The 26,742-nt window shown below is 63.8% G+C and carries 26 protein-coding genes; 12 read left to right on the top strand and 14 right to left on the bottom strand.

Annotation, left to right across the window (positions count from 1 at the left end):
- Nucleotides 1-9: 9 nt before the first annotated feature.
- The 5 genes from topA to plsY form a co-directional block, all read right to left on the bottom strand.
- On the bottom strand, nt 10-2,556 hold the full coding sequence (topA, locus tag CDQ92_RS14875) for a type I DNA topoisomerase (protein WP_088442111.1): 2,547 nt from the start codon (nt 2,554-2,556) through the stop codon (nt 10-12).
- A gap of 66 nt (nt 2,557-2,622) precedes the next feature.
- Nucleotides 2,623-3,291, bottom strand: a complete 669-nt coding sequence (locus CDQ92_RS14870) for a hypothetical protein (protein ID WP_088442110.1) — start codon at nt 3,289-3,291, stop codon at nt 2,623-2,625.
- Between the two features lie 99 nt (nt 3,292-3,390).
- Complete coding sequence (locus CDQ92_RS14865; protein WP_229667401.1) at nt 3,391-4,446, bottom strand: vWA domain-containing protein; 1,056 nt, start codon at nt 4,444-4,446, stop codon at nt 3,391-3,393.
- Between the two features lie 688 nt (nt 4,447-5,134).
- Nucleotides 5,135-5,554, bottom strand: coding sequence for a DprA-like winged helix domain-containing protein (locus tag CDQ92_RS21195; RefSeq protein ID WP_158213865.1), 420 nt, complete (start codon nt 5,552-5,554; stop codon nt 5,135-5,137).
- Nucleotides 5,551-6,153 (bottom strand): glycerol-3-phosphate 1-O-acyltransferase PlsY, encoded by a 603-nt coding sequence (plsY, locus tag CDQ92_RS14855; RefSeq protein ID WP_088442285.1) that lies wholly within the window; start codon nt 6,151-6,153, stop codon nt 5,551-5,553. Before plsY ends, CDQ92_RS21195 begins: the two co-directional genes overlap by 4 nt.
- A 160-nt stretch (nt 6,154-6,313) precedes the next feature.
- Between plsY and CDQ92_RS14850 the strand changes: the two genes are divergently transcribed.
- From CDQ92_RS14850 to CDQ92_RS14835, 5 genes are all read left to right on the top strand, one after another.
- Nucleotides 6,314-7,564 (top strand): ISNCY family transposase, encoded by a 1,251-nt coding sequence (locus CDQ92_RS14850; protein ID WP_201792036.1) that lies wholly within the window; start codon nt 6,314-6,316, stop codon nt 7,562-7,564.
- Nucleotides 7,565-7,804: 240 nt separating this feature from the next.
- Nucleotides 7,805-8,608 (top strand): glutamate racemase, encoded by an 804-nt coding sequence (gene murI / locus CDQ92_RS14845; protein WP_088442108.1) that lies wholly within the window; start codon nt 7,805-7,807, stop codon nt 8,606-8,608.
- Between the two features lie 95 nt (nt 8,609-8,703).
- Nucleotides 8,704-8,832 (top strand): hypothetical protein, encoded by a 129-nt coding sequence (locus tag CDQ92_RS21835; RefSeq protein ID WP_268239158.1) that lies wholly within the window; start codon nt 8,704-8,706, stop codon nt 8,830-8,832.
- Nucleotides 8,833-9,361: 529 nt separating this feature from the next.
- The gene (hemA, locus tag CDQ92_RS14840; protein WP_088442107.1) at nt 9,362-10,582 is read left to right on the top strand and encodes a 5-aminolevulinate synthase; all 1,221 of its coding nucleotides are present in this window, start codon (nt 9,362-9,364) and stop codon (nt 10,580-10,582) included.
- A complete protein-coding gene (locus tag CDQ92_RS14835) occupies nt 10,579-11,268 on the top strand; it encodes a nitroreductase (RefSeq protein WP_088442106.1) in 690 nt (229 codons plus the stop codon). Before hemA ends, CDQ92_RS14835 begins: the two co-directional genes overlap by 4 nt.
- A gap of 75 nt (nt 11,269-11,343) precedes the next feature.
- On the opposite strand, the gene CDQ92_RS14830 is transcribed toward CDQ92_RS14835, so the two are convergent.
- The 6 genes from CDQ92_RS14830 to CDQ92_RS14805 form a co-directional block, all read right to left on the bottom strand.
- Nucleotides 11,344-11,895, bottom strand: a complete 552-nt coding sequence (locus CDQ92_RS14830) for a fasciclin domain-containing protein (RefSeq protein WP_088442283.1) — start codon at nt 11,893-11,895, stop codon at nt 11,344-11,346.
- A gap of 86 nt (nt 11,896-11,981) precedes the next feature.
- Nucleotides 11,982-12,689 (bottom strand): anti-sigma factor, encoded by a 708-nt coding sequence (locus CDQ92_RS14825; RefSeq protein ID WP_088442105.1) that lies wholly within the window; start codon nt 12,687-12,689, stop codon nt 11,982-11,984.
- Nucleotides 12,682-13,269, bottom strand: a complete 588-nt coding sequence (locus CDQ92_RS14820) for a sigma-70 family RNA polymerase sigma factor (protein ID WP_229667372.1) — start codon at nt 13,267-13,269, stop codon at nt 12,682-12,684. The genes CDQ92_RS14825 and CDQ92_RS14820 overlap by 8 nt, the downstream gene beginning before the upstream one ends.
- A gap of 4 nt (nt 13,270-13,273) precedes the next feature.
- Complete coding sequence (locus tag CDQ92_RS14815; RefSeq protein WP_158213864.1) at nt 13,274-13,894, bottom strand: GNAT family N-acetyltransferase; 621 nt, start codon at nt 13,892-13,894, stop codon at nt 13,274-13,276.
- A 125-nt stretch (nt 13,895-14,019) separates the two neighbouring features.
- The gene (locus CDQ92_RS14810) at nt 14,020-14,463 is read right to left on the bottom strand and encodes a hypothetical protein (protein WP_088442103.1); all 444 of its coding nucleotides are present in this window, start codon (nt 14,461-14,463) and stop codon (nt 14,020-14,022) included.
- A 56-nt stretch (nt 14,464-14,519) separates the two neighbouring features.
- Complete coding sequence (locus CDQ92_RS14805) at nt 14,520-15,509, bottom strand: threonine ammonia-lyase (RefSeq protein ID WP_088442102.1); 990 nt, start codon at nt 15,507-15,509, stop codon at nt 14,520-14,522.
- 63 nt (nt 15,510-15,572) lie between these two features.
- On the opposite strand from CDQ92_RS14805, the gene CDQ92_RS14800 reads away from it, so the two are divergent.
- The 4 genes from CDQ92_RS14800 to CDQ92_RS14785 are packed head-to-tail and all read left to right on the top strand — an operon-like array spanning nt 15,573 to nt 18,786.
- Nucleotides 15,573-16,781 carry a saccharopine dehydrogenase family protein gene (locus CDQ92_RS14800; protein ID WP_088442101.1) on the top strand — a complete coding sequence of 403 codons (1,209 nt, stop codon included), beginning with the start codon at nt 15,573-15,575 and terminating at the stop codon, nt 16,779-16,781.
- A 53-nt stretch (nt 16,782-16,834) separates the two neighbouring features.
- The gene (locus tag CDQ92_RS14795; RefSeq protein WP_088442100.1) at nt 16,835-17,188 is read left to right on the top strand and encodes a DMT family protein; all 354 of its coding nucleotides are present in this window, start codon (nt 16,835-16,837) and stop codon (nt 17,186-17,188) included.
- A 12-nt stretch (nt 17,189-17,200) separates the two neighbouring features.
- A complete protein-coding gene (locus CDQ92_RS14790) occupies nt 17,201-18,373 on the top strand; it encodes a carboxynorspermidine decarboxylase (protein ID WP_088442099.1) in 1,173 nt (390 codons plus the stop codon).
- Nucleotides 18,374-18,399: 26 nt separating this feature from the next.
- A complete protein-coding gene (locus CDQ92_RS14785) occupies nt 18,400-18,786 on the top strand; it encodes a hypothetical protein (protein WP_144035794.1) in 387 nt (128 codons plus the stop codon).
- Here CDQ92_RS14785 and CDQ92_RS14780 read toward each other — a convergent pair.
- Nucleotides 18,783-20,453 (bottom strand): FAD-dependent oxidoreductase, encoded by a 1,671-nt coding sequence (locus CDQ92_RS14780; RefSeq protein ID WP_088442097.1) that lies wholly within the window; start codon nt 20,451-20,453, stop codon nt 18,783-18,785. The genes CDQ92_RS14785 and CDQ92_RS14780 overlap by 4 nt on opposite strands.
- Nucleotides 20,454-20,709: 256 nt before the next feature.
- Here CDQ92_RS14780 and CDQ92_RS14775 point away from each other — a divergent pair, with 256 nt between their 5' ends.
- On the top strand, nt 20,710-21,903 hold the full coding sequence (locus CDQ92_RS14775) for a type III PLP-dependent enzyme (RefSeq protein WP_088442096.1): 1,194 nt from the start codon (nt 20,710-20,712) through the stop codon (nt 21,901-21,903).
- A gap of 22 nt (nt 21,904-21,925) precedes the next feature.
- Here the strand turns inward: CDQ92_RS14775 and CDQ92_RS14770 are convergent, their stop codons facing one another.
- Together CDQ92_RS14770 and CDQ92_RS14765 are read right to left on the bottom strand one after the other, a co-directional pair.
- Nucleotides 21,926-22,957, bottom strand: coding sequence for an NAD(P)-binding domain-containing protein (locus CDQ92_RS14770; protein WP_088442095.1), 1,032 nt, complete (start codon nt 22,955-22,957; stop codon nt 21,926-21,928).
- On the bottom strand, nt 22,954-23,943 hold the full coding sequence (locus CDQ92_RS14765; RefSeq protein WP_158213863.1) for a TauD/TfdA family dioxygenase: 990 nt from the start codon (nt 23,941-23,943) through the stop codon (nt 22,954-22,956). The genes CDQ92_RS14770 and CDQ92_RS14765 overlap by 4 nt, the downstream gene beginning before the upstream one ends.
- Nucleotides 23,944-24,144: 201 nt before the next feature.
- On the opposite strand from CDQ92_RS14765, the gene CDQ92_RS14760 reads away from it, so the two are divergent.
- Complete coding sequence (locus tag CDQ92_RS14760; RefSeq protein ID WP_088442093.1) at nt 24,145-25,467, top strand: MFS transporter; 1,323 nt, start codon at nt 24,145-24,147, stop codon at nt 25,465-25,467.
- 106 nt (nt 25,468-25,573) lie between these two features.
- Nucleotides 25,574-26,734 carry a CaiB/BaiF CoA transferase family protein gene (locus CDQ92_RS14755; protein ID WP_088442092.1) on the top strand — a complete coding sequence of 387 codons (1,161 nt, stop codon included), beginning with the start codon at nt 25,574-25,576 and terminating at the stop codon, nt 26,732-26,734.
- Nucleotides 26,735-26,742 lie beyond the last annotated feature (8 nt).

Below are 26,742 nucleotides of genomic sequence, written 5' to 3'. Positions count from 1 at the left end.
ATCGAGCGCTCAGCTAGCCGCCTTCTTCGCCGGAGCCTTCTTCTTCGCGGGCGCCTTTTTTGCCGCCGCCTTCTTGGGCGCCGCCTTCTTCTTCCCCTTCGCCGGCCCCTTGGCAGCGCGCGCATCGATCAGCACGATTGCTTCCTCCAGCGTCAGCGTCGCCGGATCGCTGCTCTTGGGCAGCGTGGCATTGGTCGTGCCATCGGTGACATAAGGACCGAAGCGCCCTTCCATCAGCTTCATCTCGCCGCCGCTGGTCGGGTGCGGGCCGAAGGTGTTGAGCGGCTCGGCCTTGGTCCGCCCGCGCCCGCCGCCCGCTGCTGCCTCAGCGATGCGGACAACCGCAGCATTCATGCCAATGTCGAAGATCTCGGCGGTGCCGGTCAGCTTGGCATATTTGCCGTCGTGGAGGAGGTACGGGCCATAGCGGCCCAGCCCCGCCATGATCACCTTGCCGCTTTCAGGATGCGTCCCGACCTCGCGCGGCAGGCTGAGCAGCCGGAGCGCATAGTCTAGGTCGAAATCCTCGCCCAGAATGTCCTTGGGGATCGACGAGCGCTTGGCCTCGTTGCCGTCGCCGAGTTGGATGTACGGACCGAAGCGCCCGCTGCGCTTGGTGACCTCCAACCCGCTGTCGGGATCGTTGCCCATCGTCTCCGGTCCGGTATCGGCGCCATCGCTGCCGCCCGGCTGCGCGAATTTGCGAGTGAATTTGCAGTCGGGATAGTTGCTGCACGCGATGAATGGCCCGAACTTGCCGCCGCGCAGCGCCAGCTTTCCGGAACCGCAATTGGGGCAAATCCGCGGGTCTGTCCCGTCGCCCTTGTCGGGGAAGAGATAGGGGCCGAGGAAGATATCGAGCTCCGCGGTGATCTCCGACGGCTTCTGCTCCATCACCTCGCCGGTGCGCGGCTTGAAGTCGCGCCAGAAGCGTTCGAGCACCGCCTGCCACTGGGCGCGACCGCCCGACACATCGTCGAGCTCTTCCTCAAGCCCGGCGGTGTAGTCATATTGCACATAGCGGGTGAAGAAGCGTTCGAGGAAGGCGGTCAACAGCCGTCCGCTTTCTTCGGGACTGAAACGGTTCTTCTCGACTGTCACATATTCGCGGTCCTTCAGCACCTGAAGGATCGAGGCATAGGTCGACGGGCGCCCGATGCCGAGCTCTTCCATCTTCTTGACCAGGCTCGCTTCCGAATAGCGCGGCGGCGGCTGGGTCTCGTGGCTTTCGGTCTCGACCCCGGTCTTGGCCGGCGCGTCGCCCTTGGACATCACGGGCAACAGGCGCGCATCCTCGTCTTCGCTGTCGTCACGGCCTTCGTCATAGAGCGCGAGGAAGCCGGGGAATTTGATCACCTGCCCCGTCGCGCGCAGCATCGTCTTGCCGGTGCCGTCGGTCAGGTCGATGCTCGTGCGCTCAAGCCGCGCCGACGCCATCTGGCTGGCCATCGCGCGCTTCCAGATCAGCTCGTACAGCCGCGCATGATCGCCGCCGCCGACCTTGTCCTTGGAAAAGTCGGTCGGGCGGATCGCCTCATGCGCTTCCTGCGCATTTTTGGCCTTGGTCTGATATTGCCGCGGCTGGTCGGGCACATAGCCGCCGTCGTAGCGGGTCGCGATCGCCTTGCGGGCCGCGCTGATCGCGCTGCCGTCCATCTGGACGCCATCGGTACGCATATAGGTGATAGCGCCGTCCTCATACAGCCCCTGCGCAATCCGCATCGTGTGGCTCGCCGAGAAGCCGAGCTTGCGCGCCGCTTCCTGCTGCAAGGTCGAGGTCGTGAACGGCGGCGGCGGGTTGCGCGTCAGCGGCTTGGTTTCGACCAGATCGACGGTGAAATGGCCCGCCTTCACATCGGCCTCAGCGGCGCGCGCATCGACCTCGTTGGTAATCGTCAGCCGCTCGATCTTGTCGCCGCGCCAGCGCGCGAGGCGCGCCTTGAACGGCGTTCCCGACATTTCGAACAGCCCCGTGATCGACCAATATTGCTGCGCAACAAAGGCCTCGATCTCGCGCTCGCGCTCGACGATCATCCGCAGCGTCACCGACTGCACACGCCCCGCCGATTTGGCACCGGGCAGCTTGCGCCACAGCACCGGCGACAGGGTGAAGCCGACAAGATAATCGAGCGCGCGGCGGGCGCGATAGGCATCGATCAGATCCTCGTCGAGCGCACGCGGGCTCGCCATCGCGGTCAAAACCGCGTCCTTGGTGATCGCGTTGAACGTCACCCGATCGACCGTGGCCGGCAGCGCCTTTTTGCTGCGCAGCAATTCCTGCACATGCCAGCTGATCGCCTCGCCTTCGCGATCAGGGTCGGTCGCGAGGATCAGACGGTCGGCACCCTTGGCGGCGTCCTGAATTTCCTTCATCCGCTTGGCCTTGTCGGGATACAGCAGCCACTGCATCGCAAAGCCATCGTCGGGATCGACCGACCCGTCCTTGGGCGGCAGATCGCGGACATGGCCATAGGAGGCCAGCACCTTGAAATCGCGCCCCAAATATTTCTCGATCGTCTTCGCCTTTGCAGGCGATTCCACAATTACCAACTGCATGAAAAACCTTAGTCCTTGCTGTCCCTTACGTACGTACGCGTGAGGGTGGCGTCGCTGCGCGCCGCGTCAACCGAAAATTTCTTGCAAGGTGTGAGCGGGTTGTTCGATGTTCAGCAACAGGCTCACCGCGGCCAGATAGCCGCCCACGATTCCCGCCGCTGCGACAAGGTTGGTCGCGACCAACCAACCAAACCCATATTCGACGGCCAGCGTCGGGGCCACCTCCCCCACCACCAGCGGCGCGACAGACAGAACGCCAAGGATTAACCCGACTCCCAGCGCGGCGGGCCAGTGCGCCGCCAACATCTCCCAGCTACGCTGCATCGCAGCCCGGCGTCCCCCGCCATCGCGCACGAGCAGTGCGCTCGCAAGGTACCACCGCGCGAAAACATAGAACCCCGGCAGGATGAGGAGGACGAGTCCCAGCAATATCCCAAGCCCGATCAACAGGCCTTGCAGATAGACACTCAACGAATTGGCGAGTGGCAGGGCGGGTGCGACGCCGACCTGTTCAAATGCTTCACGGGTAATCCACACCTGAACATAGGTAATCAGAATGCCATAAACAATCAGGACGAAACTCGCCACGTCACCCATCCGGTCAAAGGCAACATCCGAAGCAACTCCTGTGACGGTGGTTGCCAGCCAGGCGACCAAGACAGTGCCCGGCATGGCAGTCGCCATATCCAAGCTTCGCCGCAGCGTCGGAACCAGCAGGCTGCCATCAAATTGCATGGACCGAAACTCCCCCTCGCATGACCGCGCGCGAGGGTCGCGGGCGTCCCATCCTTCCGTCAAGAGATTATCAGGACGCCCGCCATCAGGATCAAAGCGTCACCCATCCTGCCATTTAAAGTCAGCGGGCAGGCTGCATTTGCCCGCGTCATATTTGCCGACGCTGCGGATGATTTCCTGATCCTCGGGCTCGATCCGGCGGCCACTGATCTGGCTGTCGATCACGCGGCGCACCAGCGCGTCGAGCTTCGTGACCAGATAACAGTCGATCGCCGGCGGCGCGTGCGGATTGCCAACGCCGCTGTCGTCGGTCAGGAACAGATAGCGCGACTGCGTCGCTGCCGCCATCGCGCGCATCGAATATTCGGCCTTGTCGGCGACCCCCGATGCCGCGACTGGGGTGATGTGGATGCGCTTGGCGCGCGCCGCTTCGGCGGCTTGCCAAGTCCGTCCGAACAGCTGATCGTGCGGCGGCGCGTCGGCGACGAGCAGCAGCGACTTGACCGCATCGGGGCGCCAGTCCTGGCCCACGGCACGGATCAGCGCCTGATCCATCGCTTCGGGATAATCGCCGCCGCCATTGGCGTTCTGCCGTGCGAGGGCGCCCTGCACCCGCCCGACATCGCGATCGAAGACGACCGTGCGGGTGACATATTCATCGCCGAGATCGCGGTAGAAGACGAAACCGATCCGGATGTCGAGGTTATGGTGCCTCGCGGTGATCGCGCTGATGATTGAGCGAAGTTCGGACTGCAAATAGTTGATCTCGTCGCCCATGCTGCCCGTGGTGTCGACGACCAGCATCAGGTCGAGCTTGGTTACCTTCGTCGCCGCCTGATTGGCGGTCAGACCGACCAGTTGGCCGCCCGCCGCGTTGGCGACCAGCACCGGGCGCGCGTCGGCGATCGTCCGTCCCGCCTTGCGCGCCGTGACGGTGATCCGCTCGCTCAACCGGTCGAGCCCCGGGAAGAACACCGCGCGGCCGTCGGCTTGCGTCGCCATGGTGATGCTGTTGCCATCGCTGCACGTCACGACGACGTCGGCAAAGGGGATCGGCTGGCCGCTGCGGTCGTTGACCTTCACCGTCACCACCCGCATCGTGTCGACGCGCGGCAGGCTCCGCACCTCCTGCCCCAGATCGCCGCTGCGGTTCACATAAGCGGCGTATAACTCCGGGTTAAGCAAATCATCATGCTCGCCCGCGGTCAAGGTGCCCGACTTCGGTTGAGGACGCGGATGGGGCCGCGGTGGATAGGGCGACAATATACGCGCGTCAGACGACCCAGGCACTGGCGGTGCGACCGACCGCTCCGCTCCCGATGCGTCGATCGCCGTCTCCGACCTTGGCAATTCGGATGGCGATGAGGAAATGCGCGAGCCAGTAACCACCGCTTCCGCCGCGCTGCTTGCGTCGGCATAGGCAGAGGGCGCCGTGATCGGTGATGGCGGAGGAGGCGGAGGCGGAGGAGGCGGTGGAGGTGGTGGCATCGGCTCCGGAGCCATGCCGACGTCGCGATCGCGCTTCCGCCCACCTTCGGTTTTGACGCTTCCGTTCGATTGCTGTTGTTGTGGCTGAACCTCGGCGTCGAGGCGTGGCAGGGGGACGGCAGTGCGGCAGAAACCTTGACCAGCAATCGATCTGGCCTGCGCCGCTGCAAAAGGCATCGGCCCGGGCGCGGACGCCAGCACCGCAACCATAATCACGCTTGTCAGTAACCGGCTTCGCATCATCCCACTCCCCGAGATGTAACACAATATCATCAAACTGAAGCTCGACCGCTGAACCGTGGCTGAACCGCGATGAAAGGTTAGATTGCCGGGGATTAGGGCGCTGTGCGCGGCCTCACACGAGAGAAATCTTGGCTCCGGCATGCCGTTCGATGCGCCCCGCGAGTTCGAGTTCGAGCAGGACAAGCTGCACTGTCGCCGTCGCCTGCCCCGATTGCCGTACCAGTTCATCTACAGCCACCGGGGTGGGACCGAGCAGGTCGATCTCGCCCTCGCGCAGCAGTGGCGAATAATCGGGCTCGTCGCTGAAAATATGCCGCGCGCCGAGGTCCGCGGCACGTACCAATTCACGCTCGGCAATGTCGGCGGAGGCAATCCGCACTTTCCCCGCCCCGCCGCGAAACACCAGATCGGGCAGCGCGTCAAGCGCCGCCGCGCCCGATCCAAACCGCTGCATCAGCTGGTGCCAGCTGACCGGGCCGACATGCGGGGTGCGGATCAGCCGCAGCCGCGCCAGCCGTTCGGCGTGCGTCACACGACCTCTTTCTTGCCGCCAATCCGCGGCTCGGTCCCGGCCCGCAGCCGCGCGATATTCTCGCGGTGCCGCCACAGCACGATGACCGCCAGCCCTGCGAGACCGATCGCATAAACGCGATTGCCTAGCGCCAGCGCCGCAATCGGCGCCGCGAGCGCGCCCAGCATTCCGCCGAGCGACGAGATGCGCAGCAACAGCACCGCGCCGATCCACACCGCGGCAAAGGCCAGCCCGATCGGCCAAGCCAGCGCGAGCGCGAGACCGAGCAATGTCGCGACCCCTTTGCCGCCGCGGAAGTTCAACCACACCGGATAGCAATGGCCGATCATCGCCGCCGCGCCCGCGATCATCGCGCCCTGATCACCGAGTTCGGGCACGAAATGCCGCGCCAGCATCACCGCGACCGCGCCCTTCGCGCCATCGAGGATTAGCGTCGCCGCCGCCAGCCCCTTGCGCCCCGTGCGCAGCACATTGGTGGCGCCGATATTGCCCGACCCGATCTGGCGCAGGTCGCCGGCGCCGAACAGGCGGGTCAGGATGACGCCAAAGGGGATCGAGCCGAGCAAGTAGCCCATGGCGATCAGCAACAAATTCGTCATGGCAATTATTGCTCCGTTCGCGGCGATTGTGGCGAAGTTGGCGCGCGCAATCAACGGATTCGGTATGGTTTGTCGTGCGCACGAGGTATGTCCGATGAGTTGACGCGTCATATGTCCGATTTTGGTGTCTGGATGATCTCCGAGCGAAGGGAGTCATCAGATGCGGCGCAATCGGGCATTGACGGAGGCGATACGGATGGAGCGCTTTGAGGAGCTTTACCTTGCGGTTGAGGCTGGGCGACTGAGTTGTTCGGATGCGGCGATGATCCTGGGTTGTAGCCCACGTCATTTTCTGCGGCTGCGCAGCCGGTATGACGAGGACGGGTTTGCTGGATTGCGGGATCGCCGCGTTGGGCAGGTATCGCGGCAGCGGGCGGCGGATGCAGAAGTCGAGGAGCTCACGCAGCTTTACCGAGATCGATATGCGGGATTTAACATGCGTCATTTTCACGAGCTGGCGCGGCGCGATCACAGCCTGCGCCGGGGCTATACCTGGACGCGTCTGGCGCTGTTGAGTGCGGGCCTGGTGAGGCCCGTCAAGCGTGGTGGAACGCACCGTCTCAAGCGCCCGCGCAAGCCGATGCGGGGGATGATGATCCATCAGGACGCGAGCACGCACTGCTGGTATGGCGAGGGCTATGCGGACCTGGTGGTGACGCTCGATGATGCGACGAGCGAGATCACCTCGGCGTTCTTCTGCAAGCAGGAAGGGACCAACTCGAGCCTGCGCGGCATCCATGAGACGATCGCAAAACACGGGCTTTTCTGCTCTTTGTACACCGACCGGGGCAGCCATTATTTCTTCACGCCCGAAGCGGGCGGCAAGGTCGACAAGTCGCGCCCGACCGAGGTTGGGCGAGCGCTCCGCCAACTCGGCATCGATCATATCGCGGCCTATTCGCCCGAGGCGCGCGGGCGTTCGGAGCGGGCATTCGGCACCTTGCAGGGGCGGTTGGTCAACGAGCTGAAGCTGGCGGGCATCGCCGATATGGCAGCGGCGAACCACTATCTCACCGAGGTCTATCTTCCCCGTCACAACGCGCAGTTCGCGGTTGCGCCCGAGATGGAGGCGTCGGCCTTCGTAGCCATCCCCGGCTACGACATCGACAATATCCTGTGCGTCCAGGAAGACCGGCAGGTGGGGGCCGATAACACCGTGCGCTACATGGGAATGATCTTGCAGATCCCGCCCAGCCCCTTTCGCCATCACTATGTCAAAATGCGCGTCCGGGTGCATCACTACCCCGATGACTGCCTGGCCATCTTCCACGGCCCGCGCAAAATCGGCGGCTATCGCCCCGACGGCACCCTCCAGGACGAGGTTCAAATCGATCCGCGCGAGTGCAGCCCGCTCCGGACCGGCTCCGGCTACGCCTCCGCCAGCCCTCCGCAGGCTGCACTCGCGCTATGAAACCAATCGGACATATGTCGTGTCAATTAATCGGACATCTTCATTCGCGCTCGACACGGATTCGGTATGGTTGATCTCCAGAATGGACAATTACCGTCGCCCCCGCGTAGGGGGTTCAGAGTCACGTGCCTCCGCACGCGGCCGCCCTCGGCCTCGCGCAAGATTGCCAGCGGCCCCCGCCGTCGCGGGGGGCGACGAGATATATTTGAGCACCGCCTTGCCCCCTGCTAGTCGCGACGCATGAACCCCGCCCGCGACGCCCCCATCCTGTTCTTCGACTCCGGCCTCGGCGGCCTCACCGTGCTCGGGTCGACGCGCGCGCTGCTGCCGACCGCGCCGATCGTCTATGCCGCCGACTATGCCGGGCTGCCCTATGGCCAGAAAAGCGAGACAGAGCTCGCGGCGCGCGTCCCGGCGCTGCTCGGCCGTCTTGTCGAACGCTATCAACCGCGGCTCGCGGTCATTGCCTGCAACACCGCCTCGACGATCGCGCTTGCGCATGTTCGCGCCGCACTTGACCTGCCGATCGTCGGCACCGTCCCCGCGATCAAGCCTGCCGCCCAGCTCACCAAAAGCGGCGTCATCGGCGTGCTCGGCACCGAAGCGACGGTGCGCCAGCCCTATGTCGACGACCTCAGCGCGCGGTTCGCGGGCGGCAAGACGGTGCTACGCCACGGCAGCCCCGGCCTCGTCACCGGCGCCGAGGCGAAGCTGCGCGGCGAACCGGTCGACCCCGCGGTGATTGCGCGCGCCATTGCGGGCCTGCGCGATCAACCGGGCGGCGCCGCAATTGACGTCATCGTCCTCGCCTGCACGCATTTCCCGTTGCTGGCCGATGAATTACAGGCCGCGGCGGGTTCGGGCGTGACCCTAATCGATGGCGCCGAGGGTATTGCGCGGCGGATCGCCGACCTGACGCAGGGCCAACAATGGCCAAAGACTGCAACCCCCGGTCTTGCGGTGTTTACCCGCAGCGCCGACCGCCCCCCGCCACCGCTGGCGACGCTGGCGTCATATGGCATCGACCGGATCGAGACGATCTGACGCATCACTCGCGCCCCGCTGCGCAGGCCGCCAACCAGTCGCGATCTTCCGGATGCTGTCCTTGCTTGCCCAGGCCGCGAACGCGCGGCATTCCCATGCCGGACGTCGCGCCCTTACAACTGGCGCGGGCATCGCTCGACGTGCTGAACAATCGGCCCCGGCACTGGAACAATCGTTCGCTGGACGTGCCCCACCCGATCTTCGCGGCATTGCGCGGCACTTGACCCGTGCAACTTGACCCGTGCAATAAGTGTCGGTCTCCAATCCCAGGTCACCGCAGATCTTCTCGACTTGCGCGACATGGCCCGTCACAGAACCGACAAACCGCTGCTCGTAATAGGCGCTGGTCGCAAAATAGCGCTGAACGCCGCAAACCCGACTGCCGCGTTGCGGCAAGCAACTTGTACGTGCAAATCGCGGCCCCGCGATAGGTTTAGCAGGACATCCACGCCCCATCGAACGGTGCCGGCGCCGGCGCGGGGACCAGCACCGATATTTCAATGGCAATCGACCATATGACAACAAGCGGGACGCGCATCGTGTCCTTGCTCATTTTGACAGCTTTGGGTTCGCCGCTTAACCGCTGACGGTCAACATACCGGTGCATTTGATCACACTGATCGACGCAATGACTTGCGAATCGTTCGCACTGGATTTCAGCCCAATTCACCGTTATTGGCCCGCGTGTTAATAGCCGCCCTGAACGAGCGGCAAAAATGCCTGGATTTGGCACCTGGATTGCGGGGCTGGAACGTGAATTATAACGATATCTTCGCTCGCGCGATCGACCGGCTGCACGAAGAGGGGCGCTATCGCGTCTTTATCGACATCCTGCGTAACCGCGGCTCGTTCCCCAACGCCCGCTGCTTTGCCGGCCATAACGGTCCCAAGCCGATCACCGTGTGGTGCTCGAACGATTATCTGGCGATGGGCCAGCACCCCAAGGTCGTCGAAGCAATGGAATCGGCTTTGCACGATGTCGGCGCCGGTTCGGGCGGCACGCGCAATATCGGCGGCAACACGCATTATCACATCGACCTCGAGCATGAACTGGCCGACCTGCACGGCAAGGACGGCGCACTGCTGTTCACCTCCGGATATATCTCGAACGAAGCGACGCTCGGCACGCTCGGCAAATTGCTGCCGAACTGCATCATCTATTCGGACGAGCTCAACCACGCCTCGATGATCGCGGGCATCCGCAATTCGGGCTGCGAAAAGCGCGTGTGGCGCCACAACGACCTCGCGCATCTCGAAGAATTGATGGCGCAGGACGATCCCGAAGCGGCGAAGCTGATTGCGTTTGAAAGCGTCTATTCGATGGACGGCGACGTCGCCCCGATCCACGCGATCTGCGACCTCGCCGACAAATATAACGCCCTCACCTATTGCGACGAAGTCCACGCCGTCGGCATGTACGGCCCGCGCGGCGGCGGCATCACCGACCGCGACGAAGCTGCCGATCGGGTCACAATCATCGAGGGCACGCTGGGCAAGGCGTTCGGCGTGATGGGCGGCTATATCGCCGCCGACAAGAATATCATCGACGTCATCCGCAGCTATGCGCCGGGTTTCATCTTCACCACCAGCCTGTCGCCGGTGCTCGTCGCCGGGGTGCTCGCCAGCGTCCGCCACCTCAAAAGCTCGAGCGTCGAGCGCGAGGCACAGCAGGCCAATGCCGCGTATCTCAAGGCCTGTTTCCACAACGCCGGACTGCCGGTGATGGATTCGACGACGCATATCGTGCCGCTGATGGTTGGCGACCCGGTGCGCGCCAAGAAGATCAGTGACATCCTGCTCGCCGAATATGGCGTCTATGTGCAACCGATCAATTTCCCGACCGTGCCGCGCGGTACCGAACGACTGCGCTTCACCCCCGGCCCGGCGCATGACGAGGCGATGATGCGTGAGCTCACCGATGCGCTCGTCGAAATCTGGGGCCGGTTGGAGCTGGAACTGCGCGAGGCGGCGTGAGCCAGGCAATCGGTTTTGACGATGTCGTGTTGGGACGCCGCTCTATCCGCGGCTTCCTCGACAAGCCGGTCCCCAAGGAACGGATCGCCGAGATCATCGAGGTCGCTATGCGCGCGCCCTCGTCCTACAACAACCAGTGCTGGAATTTCTCGGTTGTCACCGGTGAGCCGCTCGACGCGATCCGCCGTGGCAACACCGACGGCATATTGGCGGGCAAACCCGACAGCCGCGAATTTCGGACATTCAACCTTGTCCCCGACGAACATCGCGGTCGGCAGATCGAAGTCGCCAAACAATTGTTTGGCGCGATGGGGATCGCGCGCGACGACAAGGACGGGCGACAGGATTGGGTGTTGCGCGGGTTTCGCCAGTTCGACGCGCCGGTCAGCATCGTCGTCACTTACGACCGCGTCCTGCTCGGCAGCGACATCGCGCCCTTCGATTGCGGCGCGGTCACCAACGCGCTGGTCAACGCCGCCTGGTCGCGCGGGCTGGGTTGCGTCATCAACAGCCAGGGCATCATGCAAAGCCCGGTGGTGCGCGAGCATGCGAAAATTCCCGACGATCAGGTGATCATGATCTGCGTCGCGATGGGCTGGCCCGACGAAGATTTCTCCGCCAATGCGGTGGTGTCGAACCGCAAGAGCGTCGCAGAAGCTGCGCGGTTCGTGGGCTTCGACGACTGATCTAATTGGTGTCCGGCAATGCGGCCCGTCCCGGGAGGGAAGTGGACGGACCGCACCTGTTACCGGACGAAGGGGTCAGCCCGGCAGCAACACGTCATCGACGACGTGGATGACGCCGTTCGACTGCTTGACGTCAGCGATGGTGATCTCGGCCTTCCCGCCCTTGGCGTCGGTGACATACCATTTGCCATCCTTGCCCCACACGGTGAGCTTGGCGCCCTGAACCGTCGTCAGCACGGCCTTGCCGCCATTAGCCTGCGCATTGGCGGCCAGATCGCCGGCGGTCAGCGTGCCGGGCACGACATGATAGGTCAGCACCGCGGTCAGCATGCCCTTGTTCTCGGGCTTCAGCAGCGTATCGACGGTACCCGCGGGCAGCTTGCCGAACGCGGCGTTAGTCGGTGCGAACACGGTGAACGGGCCGGGGCTGGCGAGCGTGTCGACCAGGCCAGCCGCTTGCACCGCGGCGACCAGCGTCGTGTGATCCTTTGAATTGACGGCATTTTCGACGATGTTCTTGGTTTCGTACATCGCGGCGCCGCCGACCATTGGGTTGGCTAGCGCGGCGCCGCCCCCGGCAACCATCATCAAGGCAGCAAGCGACGCGGAGAGTTTGGAAAGTTTCATCATACAATCCTCTGGTTTCTGGCACCCCGGAAATGCGGAATGCGGCGCAGCTACGGCGGCACCCCCAGCTCGGATGCAACGGAACGTCAGATTGTGATGATTTTTCCCGAGGCCACCGCGACACTGCTCGGCGCAGGATGCGGCGTTTTCGACACCGGCTCCATCGTGATCGCCAGCGTCGCACCTTCGGTCATGAGCAGGCGGTGCGGCGGCGGCATCGTCATTTCGGCTTCGCCTGCATGACCGATCTGCCCGAGCGAGACGGGCGTGCCGCCCTCGGGAATGACCCACAGTTCGGGCGCCAGCGTTCCGGGCTCGAAGCCATGGATGCGCAGCTGCATCAAACCGTTGCTCTGGTTATAACGCGCGAGCACCAGCGGCCCCGCGGCATCGCTTTCGATCCGCGCAACCGCGAGCTGCGGCGCGGCCGGTGTTGGTGTCGGCACGGGCTGGGTGATCAGCACGAAAGCCAACGCTGCCGCAACCGCACCCGACAGCAGCGCCCCGGCGCGCCAGCGGCGCAACCGCATTTCGATAGCGGTAACCTTGTCGGTGGGCGCATCCGCCAGCTGCCGCTCGATGCCGCTCCACACCGCGGCGCCGGGCTGCGCATCGGCCCACTCGTCATGCAGCGGTGCCAGCTTCGCCTCCCACGCCGCGACCTGCGCCGCGAAGGCGGGATCGCTGAGCGACAGCCGCAGCGCATCGGCGCGCGTCTGCCCTTCGAGCAGGCCAAGCGCCAGTTCGGCGGCGAGCGCGTCGCGCTCTTCAGTGGGCGTCAGATGGTCATCCATCGCCAAGACAATCCTTCAGGCGCAGCAACCCGCGCCGTATCCAGCTTTTCATCGTCCCCAACGGGACATTTTCGCGCGTCGCAAGCTCGGCATAGGTCGATCCATCGAAAAAGGCGGCGCGGATGCACAAGCGGGTCCGATCCTCGAGTTCGCCCAGGCAGCGGTGCAGCTGCTCGCCCTCCTCTGCCGCAACCAGCGACTGGTCCGCGAGCGGGCTGTCGTCGGCCACTGCAAAGGCGGCCTGTTCGGGCAAAGTGTCGCGCACCGTCCGGCCGGAAACCGACCGCCGCCAGTCGATCGCGCCATTGCGGGCGATCGTCGCCAGCCAGGTGATCGGGCTGGCACGCGCAGCATCAAACTGCCCCGCGCGCTCCCACACCTTGATATAGACGGTCTGCAAAACATCCTCCGCGCTGGCCCTCTCCCCACAGATACGGAGGCAGATTCCAAATAGTTTCGCGGCGGTCATGTCATAGACCTGGCGGAGCGCCGCGCGGTCGCCGCGCCCGACCGCGGTCAGCGCCGCCGTCAGCTGCGCGCGCGCCTCGTCCGCGCCTGATGACCATTGGGTGCCGTCCACGGCGTCAAGTCGTAGAGAGGTGACGGGAATATTCAAGCGCGGCCGGCCGCATCATGCCCCAAAAATGCGGTCCGCCCTCTGGCACGTCCCATTCGACCTGCGTCGCAAAGCCCAACCTTTCATAAAGCGACACATTTTCCGGGGTCGCGGTTTCCAGCCAGCACGGCAGCCCTTCGGCGTCGGCGACCGCGGTTTGCGCGCGAATGATCCGCCCGCCATGGCCTTTGCCCTGGTGCGCGGTGCGCACGCCGACATAGTGGAGATACCAGAAGCCGCTCGTCGGACGGTGCGCGTCGATGCCGCTTTGGACCTTCATTCCCCGCGGCAAGGCGGTGCCAAAGGTGGCGATCAGCGACAGGACGGTGCGTAGGAATTCCAACGTCTCGCCATGCGCCTGCCCCGGCGAACGCCACAGCGCCGCCGCTTCGTCGCCAGCGGAGCGAAGCGCCACCCCGGCGCGCATGTCGGCGGGGACGAGGGTGCGGAACAGGCTACGCAGCGCCCGCGCGCGGTGGGCAGGATCGGGCAATATCCATGACAGCGCCGGGTCGGTCTGGAAAGCCTGCGCGAGTGTTTCGATCAGCGCTGATTGGTCGGCTATTGTTGCTCTGCCGATCTGATCCATTCCCACCCTCTCCATCGTCATTGCGACCCCGGACTTGGTCCCGGGGGAAGCAATCCCCAGCGGTTTACACAAGGACTGGATTGCCGCGTCGCTTCGCTCCTCGCAATGACGGCGAATTTACCAGATCAATCGCGGCAATAGCCCTCGCCATCCTTGACCTTCAGGCAATCCTTCTTGCCCGCGAGATATTTGAGGCCGGTCGCATCGCCGGTCGAGGCCGCCAGCGTCAGCGTTTCGGTACCGCGGGTAAATGTGATGCCCCCCTCGCCGTCGCTACCGTCATAGGTGCCTTTGGTGTCGAGGTCCGACTGCATGTCCAGCTTGTACTTGCCGGGCTCAGCCGCGGTGATCGTGACATACATGCCCTCGACCCCGGTCCACTTGCCCGCCCATGCCGCGTAGCGGTGCGCCGCGACAGCCGGATCGTTGGCGTCAGCGCCTTCAGGCGCTGTCGTTTCGACCGGCACCTCGGTCGTAGCGGTCTCGGCAGGCGCCGGCGCCTCGGCCTTTTCGCAACCGGTCAGCAACGCCAGCGCCGCTGCACCAGCCAGAATTACTTTCTTTTGCATCTCGCCTCTCCTTCGCCGTCCCAACGCACCAAGTGAAGCAGATATCCCGCGCGGCGTCACCCGGCGATTATCTCGGCATAAAGCTCCGGATCGACATTGCCGCCCGACAGGGTGACCAGCGTCGCCTCGCCCAGCGCGACCTTGCCCGCCAGCACCGCCGCCAACGCCGCCGCGCCGCCGGGTTCAACCACCAGATGCAATCGCTCGAACGCCACGCGCATCGCGTACCGCACCTCCTCGCGCGTCACCACCACGCCGCGCACCCCGCGCGCTTGCAGCACCGCAAAATTGATAGGCCAGGTCTGCGGCGTTTGCAGCGCGTCACACTCAGTCGGATAGGCCAGATCCTCGACCGACAGGATTTCTCCCGCCACCAACGAGCGCGTCACATCGTCCCACCCCTCGGGCTCGACCGCAATTATCTCGGCATCGGGACAGGCCAGCGCCAGCCCCGCCGACAAACCGCCGCCGCCGCAGCACGCGATGACTTTATCCGGTCCAGTAATCCCGCGCGCCGCCAGCTGCGCCCGCGCCTCGATCCCCGCGCTCCCCTGCCCCTCGATGATCCACGGATCGCCATAAGCATGCATGAGCGTCCCGCCGCTGGCTGCGAGCAATTTCGCCGCCACCGCGTCGCGCGATTCGGTCACGCGGTCGTACAGCTCCACCTCGGCCCCCAGCGCCCGCGTTGCGGCGAGCTTCATCTTGGGCGCATTGCTCGGCATGACGATCGTCGCTGGAATCCCCAGCCGTTTCGCCGCCCACGCCACGCCCTGCGCATGATTGCCGCTCGACACCCCGACCACCCCCGCCGCCGCTTGCTCGGGCGTCAGGTCGGTCAGCCGGTGCCAGGCGCCGCGGATCTTGAAGGCGCCAACGGGTTGCAGGCATTCGGCCTTGCACCAGATCGTCGTGCCATCGACTTCGAGCGGCAGTAGCGGCGTTTGCGGCAGCAATGCAGCGACTTTCTCCGCAGCGCGTTCGACACCCGCAAGCGTGGGCGCGCGGTTCGGGTCGAGCAAGGGATCGGGGCTTTGCTGTGTCATGGCTTCGTCCTATAGGGCCGGGCATACAAGACAAGCCGCATAGGTAGGCGCAGGAGGTTTTTCATGAGCAAGGTTCTGGTGATCGGCGCAGGCGGCGTCGGTTCGGTCGCGGTGCACAAGATGGCGATGAACACCGACATCTTTCCCGACATCACATTGGCCAGCCGCCGCAAGTTCAAATGCGACGCGGTCGCCGAATCGGTGAAGGCAATCACGGGCGTGACGATCAAGACCGCCGAAGTCGACGCCGACCATATCGATGCCACCGCCGCGCTGATCCGCGAAATCGGTGCGACGCATGTCGTCAACCTCGCGCTCCCCTATCAGGATCTGACGATCATGGAGGCGTGCCTGTCGACCAGTGCGCATTATATGGACACCGCCAATTACGAACCGCGCGACGAGGCGAAGTTCGAATATCACTGGCAGTGGGCGTATCACGACCGTTTCAAGGATGCCGGGCTGATGGCGCTGCTCGGCTCGGGCTTCGACCCCGGCGTGACCAGCGTGTTCACCACCTGGCTCAAGAAACATCATTTCACCCGCATCGACACGCTCGACATTCTCGACTGCAACGGCGGCGATCACGGCCAGCATTTCGCGACCAACTTCAATCCCGAGATCAACATCCGCGAAGTCACCGCGGTCGCGCGCCACTGGGAAAATGGCGACTGGGTCGAAACTCCGCCGATGTCGGTAAAGCAGAAATTCGACTTCGAAGCGGTCGGCGAAAAGACGATGTACCTCATGTATCACGAGGAGATCGAAAGCCTGAAAACGCACCTCCCCGAAATCCAGCGCATCCGCTTCTGGATGACCTTTGGCGAGGCCTATATCACCCATCTCAATGTGCTGCAGAATGTCGGCATGACCCGCATCGACCCGGTGATGTACGAAGGCCGCGAGATCATCCCGCTGCAGTTCCTGAAAGCCGTACTCCCCGAACCGTCTAGCCTGGGTGAAACGACCAAGGGCAAAACCAACATCGGCGTCATCGCCACCGGTCTGGGTCAGGACGGCAAGGAAAAGACGCTCTACCTCTACAATATCTGCGATCATGAGGACGCCTATGCCGAAACGGGCAATCAGGCGGTCAGCTACACCACCGGCGTCCCCGCGATGATCGGCGCCGCGATGATGGTGACGAACACTTGGTCGGGTGACGGGGTGTTCAACATGGAACAGATGGACCCCGATCCGTTCATGGCGATGCTGAACGACCATGGGCTGCCCTGGAAGGTGAAGGAACTGGACGGGCCGCTCGAATTCTGATTGCTGCACGTAGCGTCGGCGCCTGTCGGCGCTACGTGCCAGCGAGGGAATTTATGACCGCCTATCTCGCCCCCATCGGGCTGCTTATCATCTCCAACATCTTCATGACCTTCGCTTGGTATGGGCATCTCGGCGACATGTCGCGGCCGTTGTGGCTCGCGGTGCTGATTGCGTGGGGCATCGCCTTTTTCGAATATTGCCTTGCGGTCCCCGCCAATCGCATCGGTTACGGCGTTTACACCGCCGCCGAACTCAAGACCTTGCAGGAAGTCATCACCCTCGTCATATTCGCCGGGTTCGCAGTCTTCTGGCTCGGTGAGAAGCTGACGGTGAACCATCTCGTCGGCTTTGGCTTTATCGCGGCGGGGGCTTTCTTCATCTTCAAGGGACCGATTGCGGTCGCATAGGAACAGAACGACATGGAAACCCGTGCCGGCGATCCCGGAGCTTTCGCAAGCTTCGACCTCAGCCGCGTCCCCTCGCCCGCCTTTGTCGTCGATGCCGCAAAGGTTCGCGCCAATCTGTCGGTGCTGCGCCATATCGGCGACGCGTCGGGCGCGCGCGTGCTCGCGGCGCTCAAGGCATTCTCGATGTGGTCGCTGGGTTCAACGGTGGCCGAGTATCTCGACGGCGTCTGCGCCTCGGGGCTTTACGAAGCCAAGCTCGGCAGCGCTGAATATGGCGGCGAGGTTGCCACCTATTGCGCGGGTTACAAGGAAGCCGACCTGCCCGAAATTGCGGCGCTGTCCGATCATCTGATCTTCAATTCGCCCGGGCAAATCGCCCGCTTCCGCCCGCTGCTCGACGAACTTCGCGCGAAGGGCGAGAACTTCGACATCGGTTTGCGCATCAACCCGATGCACAGCGAGGGGGAAGTCGCCAAATACGACCCCGCCGCGCCGTGCAGCCGCCTTGGCTTTCCGGTCACCCAGCTGCTGCCCGATCACATGGAGGGCATCGACGGCATCCATATGCACAGCCTGTGCGAACAGGATTTCCCGCCGCTGGCGCGCACTTGGGAGGCCGTTCAGCCGATGCTGAGGCCGTTCTTCGGCCAGCTCAAATGGATCAACTTCGGCGGCGGACACCATGTCACCCGCGCCGATTATCAGGTGGACGACCTCATCGCCTTCCTGAAACAGGTGCGCGCCGCGACCGACTGCGACGTGATGATCGAACCCGGCGAAGCGATCGCGCTCGACGCCGGGATCCTGATCGGCGAGATCCTCGATCTGTTCGACAACGGCATGCCGATCGGTATCACCGATATTTCGGCGACCTGCCACATGCCCGACGTGATCGAGGCGCCGTATCGCCCCGCGATGCTCGATGAAGGCTCAGACGGCATGCCGACCCGACTCGGCGGTCCTTCGTGCCTCGCAGGCGACGTTATCGGCGACTACCGCGTCCCCGGCGGCGCCCGCATCGGTCAGCGTTTCGCCTTTCTCGACCAGGCGCATTATTCGATGGTCAAGACCAACACCTTCAACGGCGTGCCGCTGCCGTCGATCTGGCTGTGGGACAGCGAGACAGACAACCTCAAGCTGATCCGGGAATTCGGTTACGAGGATTTCAAGACCCGGCTGAGCTGAGACCGACGATGGCAGATCCATTGGACATGACCGGCCTTTGGACCGGTCAATATTGGTATCCCGAACCTTGGGAACCCCCCATGGGGTTCGTCGCCACGATCAGCGATAACGCCGGTTCGCTATCGGGCACGACGACGGAGGCTTCCGACCTTTTCATCGGTGTTGACGAACGCGCCGACATACGAGGCACGCGAAGCGGCACGAGCGTGAGCTTCTATAAATATTATGACGGTACCAGGGCCTACGGGCATTCGGTGACTTATGAGGGCGTGTTAAGCGCCGACGGCCAACAGGTTGAAGGTCAGTGGTCGCTGGACGACTATTCGGGGTCTTTCATCATGTTGCGTAGTCTTCAGCAGTTCAGTGTAGAACAGCTGGAGGAGTTCAATCAGCTCGATGTATCGGTCAGCTAACCCGCGTGCTCCGCAATCTCCGCCAGCGCGGCGTGGATATCGCTGACCACCACCGACCCCTCGCCCACCGACGACGCGACCCGCTTCACCGACCCCTTGCGCACATCACCGATCGCATAAATACGCGGCCAGCTGGTCTCGTAGCGGCTCGGCATTCGGTCGAGCGACCAGCCCGCCTTGACCAGCTCAACCGGCGCAATGTCGGCGCCCGTCTTCACGAATCCACGTTCATCGCACACCATTTCCTTCGGCAACCAGCCGGTGTTCGGGCTGGCACCGAGAAACAGGAACAGGAAGCGGCAATCGCAGCCGCTTTCGGCCCCGCTCTCACGGCTGCGATAAGTGATTCCGTCGAGCCACCCGCCCGCCGCATCGGCGCCGTGCAGCCCGACCACATCGGTCATCGCGTGCAGCTCGATGTTCGGATGCTCCTCCAGCCGCTTGACGAGATATTCGGACATCGTTTCGCGCAAGGACGGCCGTCGGAAAATCACATGCACCTTGCGCGCCGCATTGGCGAGGTAGATCGCCCCCTGCCCCGCCGAATTGCCCGCGCCGACAACGGTCACCTCGGCGTTGCCGCACAGCTGCGCCTCCATCGGCGTCGCGCCGTAGAAAATGCCGCGGCCCTCATAATGCTCGATCCCGTCGATCGGCAGCCGCTGATATTGCGCGCCGCTCGCGATCACCACCGCGCGGCTGCGCAATTTGCGGCCATCGGCGAGCATCAGGCAGTAGGCCCCGTCATTGCGGTCGATCGCCGCGCCGCGCACCGGCGCGACCAGCCGCGCGCCGAATTTCTGCGCCTGCACCGTCGCGCGCCGCGCCAGCTCGTTGCCTGAAATGCCGGTCGGAAAGCCGAGGTAATTTTCGATCTTCGACGATGTCCCCGCCTGCCCACCCGGCGCGAGTGCGTCGATCGCGATGACGGTCAGCCCTTCGGACGCCGCATAGACCGCCGCCGCCAGCCCGCCCGGGCCGCTGCCCACCACAATGACATCGGCGGTCGCACCGTCAGGGAGCAAGTCGAGCCCGAGGCTGGCGGCCAGTTGCTCGGGGGTCGGCTGGATCAGCACGTCGGCGGCGCCCAGGATTACCGCGGGCAACTGCTCGTCAATCAAGCCGCGCTCGGCGATCAGATGCCCAGCGACCGGGCCATCGGCAGGATCGAACCACCGATGCGCCACACCATGTTTCATCAGCAGGTCGCGCAGCGCATAGACGCTGCGGTCCATCGCCGCGCCGATCACGATGATCGCCGCAAAGCCGCGGCTGGTGCTGAACTCGCGGCGCGCCGCGAAAATGCGGACGAAGATGTCAGAATAATGCGAATTGCCCGCGATCAGTCGCTGGAAATCGCCATGCACGATCCGCAAAATCTCGCCATCAACGCCCATTTCGACGCGCGACAGGTGGCGCTGCCCGGTCAGCACCGACAGGTCGCCGGCAAACTGCCCGCGCTCCATCCAGCCAACGCGCTTCGGTCCATCGTCGGTCGATGCAAAAATGTCGGTGTGGCCTGAAAGCGTGACGATACAGTCGGGGGCCATCGTTCCCTCGGCAACGAGCAACTCGCCGGCCCGATGCGATTCGACCGTGCCAAAGGCGCGCAGCTCGTCAAGTTCCGCATCGGAAAAGGTGTGGTTCACTTCGGCGGGAGAGGCCATGACGAGCAAATCCTTTGGCGGCTTCGATTTCAGATGGTCGTAGCGCAGAGCTGCGGGATTGTCGCTACTTTGACCCGTTCGGCGCGCACCTGCCCCGCTTCGCCCTTTGTGTTACCGCGCTATTACAAAATTGCGCGATAGGGACTTTACAGGGGGCACCCCCCTCCATATATGCGCCTCCGCTGCCCCAGGGGGACTTCCAATAACCGCAAGGCAGCCTTGTCGTTTACCGTTACACTTTTGGGGGTCCCTTGCATTGCACCAGCATCATAGCGCCCACGGGCTGATTCAGGCACTTTCGCCGGTCGAACCTGTCACGCTTGTCCGTCCGCACGCGGCGCGGCGCGCAGCGCGTTTCTTCATCGACCGGTTTCCCGGCACGACCATGTATGCGGTCAAGGCGAATCCGTCCGCCGACCTGCTGCGCGTGCTGTGGGATTCGGGCGTCACCCATTATGACGTCGCCTCGATCGCCGAGGTCCGACTGGTGTCGCGCACCCTGCCGCAAGCGACACTGTGCTTCATGCACCCGGTGAAGGCCGAGGAAGCGATTTCCGAAGCCTATTGGAAGCATGGCGTGCGCACCTTCTCGCTCGACACGATGGACGAGCTGGAGAAGATCGTCCGCGCAACCGAAGGCGCTGCCGACCTCAATCTGCTCGTGCGCCTGCGCGTCTCGTCCGACCATAGCAAGCTCAGCCTCGCCGCCAAATTCGGCGCCGAAGCCGACGAAGTTGCCGAGCTGCTGATGGCAACGCGGCAGGCGGCCGACGCGCTTGGCATCTGCTTCCATGTCGGCAGCCAGGCGATGACGCCGCACGCCTATGCGCAAGCGATGGAGCGCGTCCGCGCTGCGATCGTCGCGGCATCGGTGACCGTCGACATCATTGATGTCGGGGGCGGCTTTCCCTCGTCCTATCCGGGCATGGAGCCGCCGCCGCTCGATGCCTATTTCGACACCATCCACCGCAGCTTCGAAAGCCTGCCGATCAGCTATTCGGCCGAGCTGTGGTGCGAACCCGGCAGGGCGCTGTCAGCAGAGTATAGCTCGCTGATCGTCCGCGTCGAAAAGCGCCGCGGCGAGGAGCTGTACATCAACGACGGTGCCTACGGCGCCCTGTTCGACGCCGCGCATGTCGGCTGGCGCTTCCCGGTGTCGCTGCAACGCGATGTCGAAAGCGACGCCGAGCTGGTGCCGTTCAGCTTCTATGGCCCGACCTGCGATGACCTCGACCATATGGCGGGGCCGTTCTTCCTGCCGGCGGACATCAAGGCAGGCGATTTCATCGAGATCGGGATGCTCGGCGCCTATGGCTGTGCGATGCGGACCAAGTTCAACGGCTTTGGCGCCGACGAGACCCATGTCGTCAGCGACGAACCGATGACCAGCCTCTACACCGGCGAAGTTGAGCAGGAACGCCGCAGCGCGACGGTGACCAAGCTGTTCTGATCACCGCCGCGCGGCAACTGGTTCACATCGCGGCGATCCGCGGGATGACGTAATCGGCGTCACGCCCGACGCCGCGCAGCGTCGCCGATGCAAAGCCGTTCTGTCCCGAGAGGCCAACAAAACCGAGCCCGCGGACGCTGGTCGACACCCCGCGGCGATGCAGCGGCTGCCCGTGCGCATCGAGGGCGCCCGATGGGCGGAGAAAGTCCATCGCGTGGCGAAAGCCGGTAGCGAAAATGACCTGGTCGACCCGCTCTTGCGTTCCGTCGGGCCAGACGACGCCGTCGGCGGTAAAGGCACGGAACATCTTCCGGATCGGCGGCCTATTGGCGCGCAACGCGGCCTTGTAACGGCCATCGTCGACGATGGGGACGCCTTGGTCGGAAAACAGGTTGAGGCCGTTCAGGCGTAGCTTGTTGAACCACCAGTGAATATCGTGGCCCAGCACCCGCTGCGGCAGAAAGCGCAGCTTGTCACGGACGGCCAGGGTCACGTCGGCATGCCCCGCCAGTTCCACCGCAATCTGCACTGCCGAATTTCCGGCCCCGACCACGATGATCCGCTGGCCCAGATAGGCATCCGGATTGCGATATTCCGATGAATGCGCGATGCGGCCCAGATATACGGCTTGCCCGGCTATCTGCGGCAGGTTCGGCGCGCCAAAGGCTCCCGACGCCACGATCAGCTTTTGCGCGCGCATCGGCGTTCCGTTTTCGGGCCTCAACACAAATCGATCAGGCTCGCGGGTGACCGACGATATCCTCGTTCCCAATTTCACCGGGAAGGCAAAATGGTCGCGATACTGTTGCAGATAATCGACGACATCATCGCGCGTCGGATAGGCATCGGGCACGCCCTGCATCGCAAACTCAGGCAATGACGAGTAGCGCACCGGCGAAAACAGCTCGAGGCTGTCGTAATAGTGGCGCCACGAACCGCCCACCGCCCATTCGGCATCGACCATCAGGAAGTCGGCGCCCGCGCGTTGCAAAAGACGCGCCGCCGCCAGTCCCGCTTGTCCGGCCCCGATGACGACAAACTGATGATCGATCATGCGTCGGCTTCTTGGGCAAAACCATGCCGTAACCGATCGTCGCCATCGGCAAACTCAGGGACGTTGAGCCACAGCCGCAACAGATGGCGCTTTTCCTCGGCGGAATCCCAATCCTCATAATCGGTGCGTGCATGCAGCACGACCGAGTTTTTCAGGAACTGCATGTCGCCCTCCTGAAAATTCATGTCCAGCGCGATACCCGGTTCGAAGGGAAGCCATTCGAGCAGGTCGAGCAGGCTCTGCTCGCCGTCGCTCAGCACCGCGATTTCGGGGAAATCCTCGGCTGCATTGCGGATATACCAGGTCAGCAGCATCATCCGGAAAATCCCGCCCTCACGGCTGACGATCGGATAGCGAAAGGTCTTGGGGCCGTCCGGGCCCAATTGCCCATGTGCGTGGTGGTGGAATTGCTGTTCCATCAGCGGCGCCAGTTCGGGGCGCCGCGCGACGACCTGATTATAGACCTCGACCGACGAACAGATGCGGCTGACACCGTCCGCCTTGGCACCGCGCAGGCACAGCAGGCCGATAATGTCGGCGCCGTCAGTGTGAAAGGCCAGTTCGGCCCGCGTCTTGTACAGCCGCACATTATGGTCGCTCGGCGGCGCACCCGTGTCACGAATGTCGACGAGCAGCTCGCCCAGCGGATTCTGGGCGGTCGGCTGCCCCAGCTGCAATCCGATCAACCAATAGGCCGCGGCGGCGACCTCGCGGCCGATGCTGCGGACCGGCAGTCCGCGGATCAGCACCATGCCATGACCGTGGTCGATCCGATCCCGCCAATCGGTCAGTGCCGCCTCCAACCCGGTCATCGGATAATCTTCGCGCGCCAGCTCGCTGAGCGGGCAGCCTCGCTCGACTGCCGATTGCGCCGCGATGACAATCGTGGCGATTTCGGCGCCACTCATCTGGTAAAGCCACTGCTCGGGTTGCGCCTGCAATGTCTCGCCGCGCCAGGGTGTTGGTGATTCAACCATTGACGTCATTGGGCAGTCCTTTTCCTTGAACGCGGCCACCGATTGCGACCGCTCGAAATCGCGCATCGGATCATTAATTCGATATTCGTCGAATTATCGAATTTAACAACTGGGTCAAGCCATATTTCGACTGCAGTCGAAACGACGAAAAGGGACAGGCGCAAATTGCGGGCTAGCCTGAGCAAATCACGCTGCTAGGTTTCCCGCCGCATGCGCCCCTTTCACCACCTGCTGATCAATAACCTCGTCGCCAACATCACCAATTTCACGGTGTGGTTCGCGATCACCTTCTGGATTTTTCTCGAAACCCGGTCGGTGTTCGCAACCGGCATGATCGCGGGCATCTATCTGGTGCTCACCGGGGCGCTGGGCATCTGGTTTGGCAGCCTGGTCGACCATCACCGCAAACGCAGCATGATGCTCGTCTCCAGCTTGGTTTCACTGGCGATTTATGCCGCCGCGCTCGGCGCCTATGCGCTCGATCCCGGCATCCGCGTCGCCACGACAACCAGCGTCACCTTATGGCTGTTCGTCCTGCTCACGATGCTCGGCGTGATCGTCGGCAATATCCGCATGATCGCGCTGCCCACGCTCGTAACCCTGCTGGTGCCAGCGGATCGGCGCGACAAGGCGAACGGGCTGGTGGGGATGGTCAGCGGTATCGGCTTCCTGACCACCTCGGCGATCAGCGGCTTCCTCGTCGCGTGGGGCGGAATGGTCGCGACATTGGCGTTCGCAATCGCCTTCTCGCTGATCGCCGCGCTGCACCTCCCTTTCGTCGATGTTGACGAGCCGCGCGAAACCGACACGCATGATGCGCCCCAACAGATCGACCTCGCCGGCACCTTTCGCGTCGTGCGCGGCATTCCGGGCCTGTTCGCGCTGATCCTGTTCGCGGCGTTCAACAATCTGCTGGGCGGCGTCTTCATGGCGCTGATGGACGCTTACGGCCTGTCGTTGATGAAGGTCGAGCAATGGGGCCTGCTCTGGGCCTTTGTCTCCTGCGCTTTCATCCTCAGCGGCGCGTTGATCGCGCGAACGGGCCTTGGCACCAACCCGGTGCGGACGCTGCTCCTCGTCAACCTGATCGTCTGGGCGGTCGCGGCGCTGTTCACTGTCCAGTCGTCGATCCTGTTATTGACCATCGGCTGCTTCATCTGGCTGTTCCTCGGCCCCTATGCCGAGGCGGCCGAGCAGACGACGTTGCAAAAGGTCGTGCCGTTCGAGCGGCAGGGGCGCGTCTTCGGCTTTGCCCAGTCGGTCGAACAGGCCGCCTCGCCGCTCACCGCCTTCCTCATCGCGCCGCTCACGCAGTTCATCTTCGTGCCGCTGATGACGAGCGGCGCGGGCGCCGACCTGATCGGCGACTGGTACGGCCGCGGCGCCGAACGCGGCATCGCGATCGTCTTCTCGATCACCGGTACGCTCGGCGTGCTGGCGACGATCGCCGCTTTCCGATCGCAATCTTACCGCCAGATATCGGCGGCCTATGCGACCGATACCCCTCTCCAAGAGAACACCGCCGCATCATAAGGATGTCCGATTGCGTTTTTGGTTTCCTTCTGCAACCATTCCTTCCGACACGCGAGATGGAGAGGCAGACGATGGCGCTCAAATCGACCCGGCGAGACCGCGCCGCATGACCATGCTCAAAGGCATCCGCATCGTCGACCTGACGACGGTGATTTTCGGCCCCTACGCCACGCAAATGCTCGCCGATCTAGGCGCCGAGGTGATCAAGGTCGAGACTCCCGGCCTCGGCGACATCTCACGCTATCTGGGCAGCGGGGTTCCCGATCCGACGATGGGGTCGATCCACCTCACCGTGAACCGCGGTAAACGCTCGATCGCGCTCGACCTCAAGAAACCCGACGACGCGGCGGTACTGCGCGACCTCGTCGCTGGCGCCGACGTGTTTTTCCACAATGTCCGCGGCAAGGCGATTGCCAAGCTCGGTTTCGACTATGCGGGCTGCAAGGCGATTAAGGGCGACATCATCTATGTCCATGGCACCGGCTTTGGGCAGGATGGACCCTATGCCGATTTGCAAGCCTATGACGACGTCATTCAGGCCGCGACCGGCACCACCAGCCTGCTGCCACGCGTCGATGGCGACCCGCGCCCGCGCTATTTCCCGTCGCTGATCGCCGACAAGATCGCGGGCCATTTCGGCGCACAGGCGATCTTGGCGGCGCTGATCCACAAGCTGCGCACCGGCGAGGGGCAAGCGGTCGAGGTGCCGATGTTCGAATGTTTTGCATCCTTCATGCTGACCGAACATCTGCGCGACGCCGCGCTTGACCCGCCGCTCGGCCCCGCGGGCTATCCGCGCCAGCTCGATCCGACGCGCCAGCCCTTCCCGACTAGCGACGGCTATCTGGCAATCGTCCCCTACACCCCCGAATCGACCGCGCGGCTGATGGCGCTGCTCGGTAGCGAAGGACTGACCCAAACCCCCGAGTTCGAGGCGGCCAAGGCGAAAGGCCAGCACATGCCTATCGTTTACAGCGAGATCGCTCGCAAGACTCCGGCCAAGACAACCGCCGAATGGCTCACCCTGTTCGCCGCCAACGACATTCCCGCGATGGCGGCGCGCGAACTGCAAGACGTCAAAGAGGATCCGCATTTCGTCGCGACCGGTTTCTTCCGCCACCGCAACCATCCCGACGTCGGCGCCTTCCACGAAATGCAGCCACCGGTGAAATATGGCGCCGCGGCCGCGCGGGACCTGGGTTTTGCGCCGAAGGTCGATGGCGACGGCGACGCGATCCGCGCCGAACTCGCCGAGCGCCGCGGCTGAATATCGAT

The sequence above is a fragment of the Sphingopyxis bauzanensis genome (assembly GCF_002205675.1).
Lineage (GTDB): Bacteria > Pseudomonadota > Alphaproteobacteria > Sphingomonadales > Sphingomonadaceae > Sphingopyxis > Sphingopyxis bauzanensis.
This window is presented reverse-complemented; position numbering and strand designations above follow the sequence as displayed.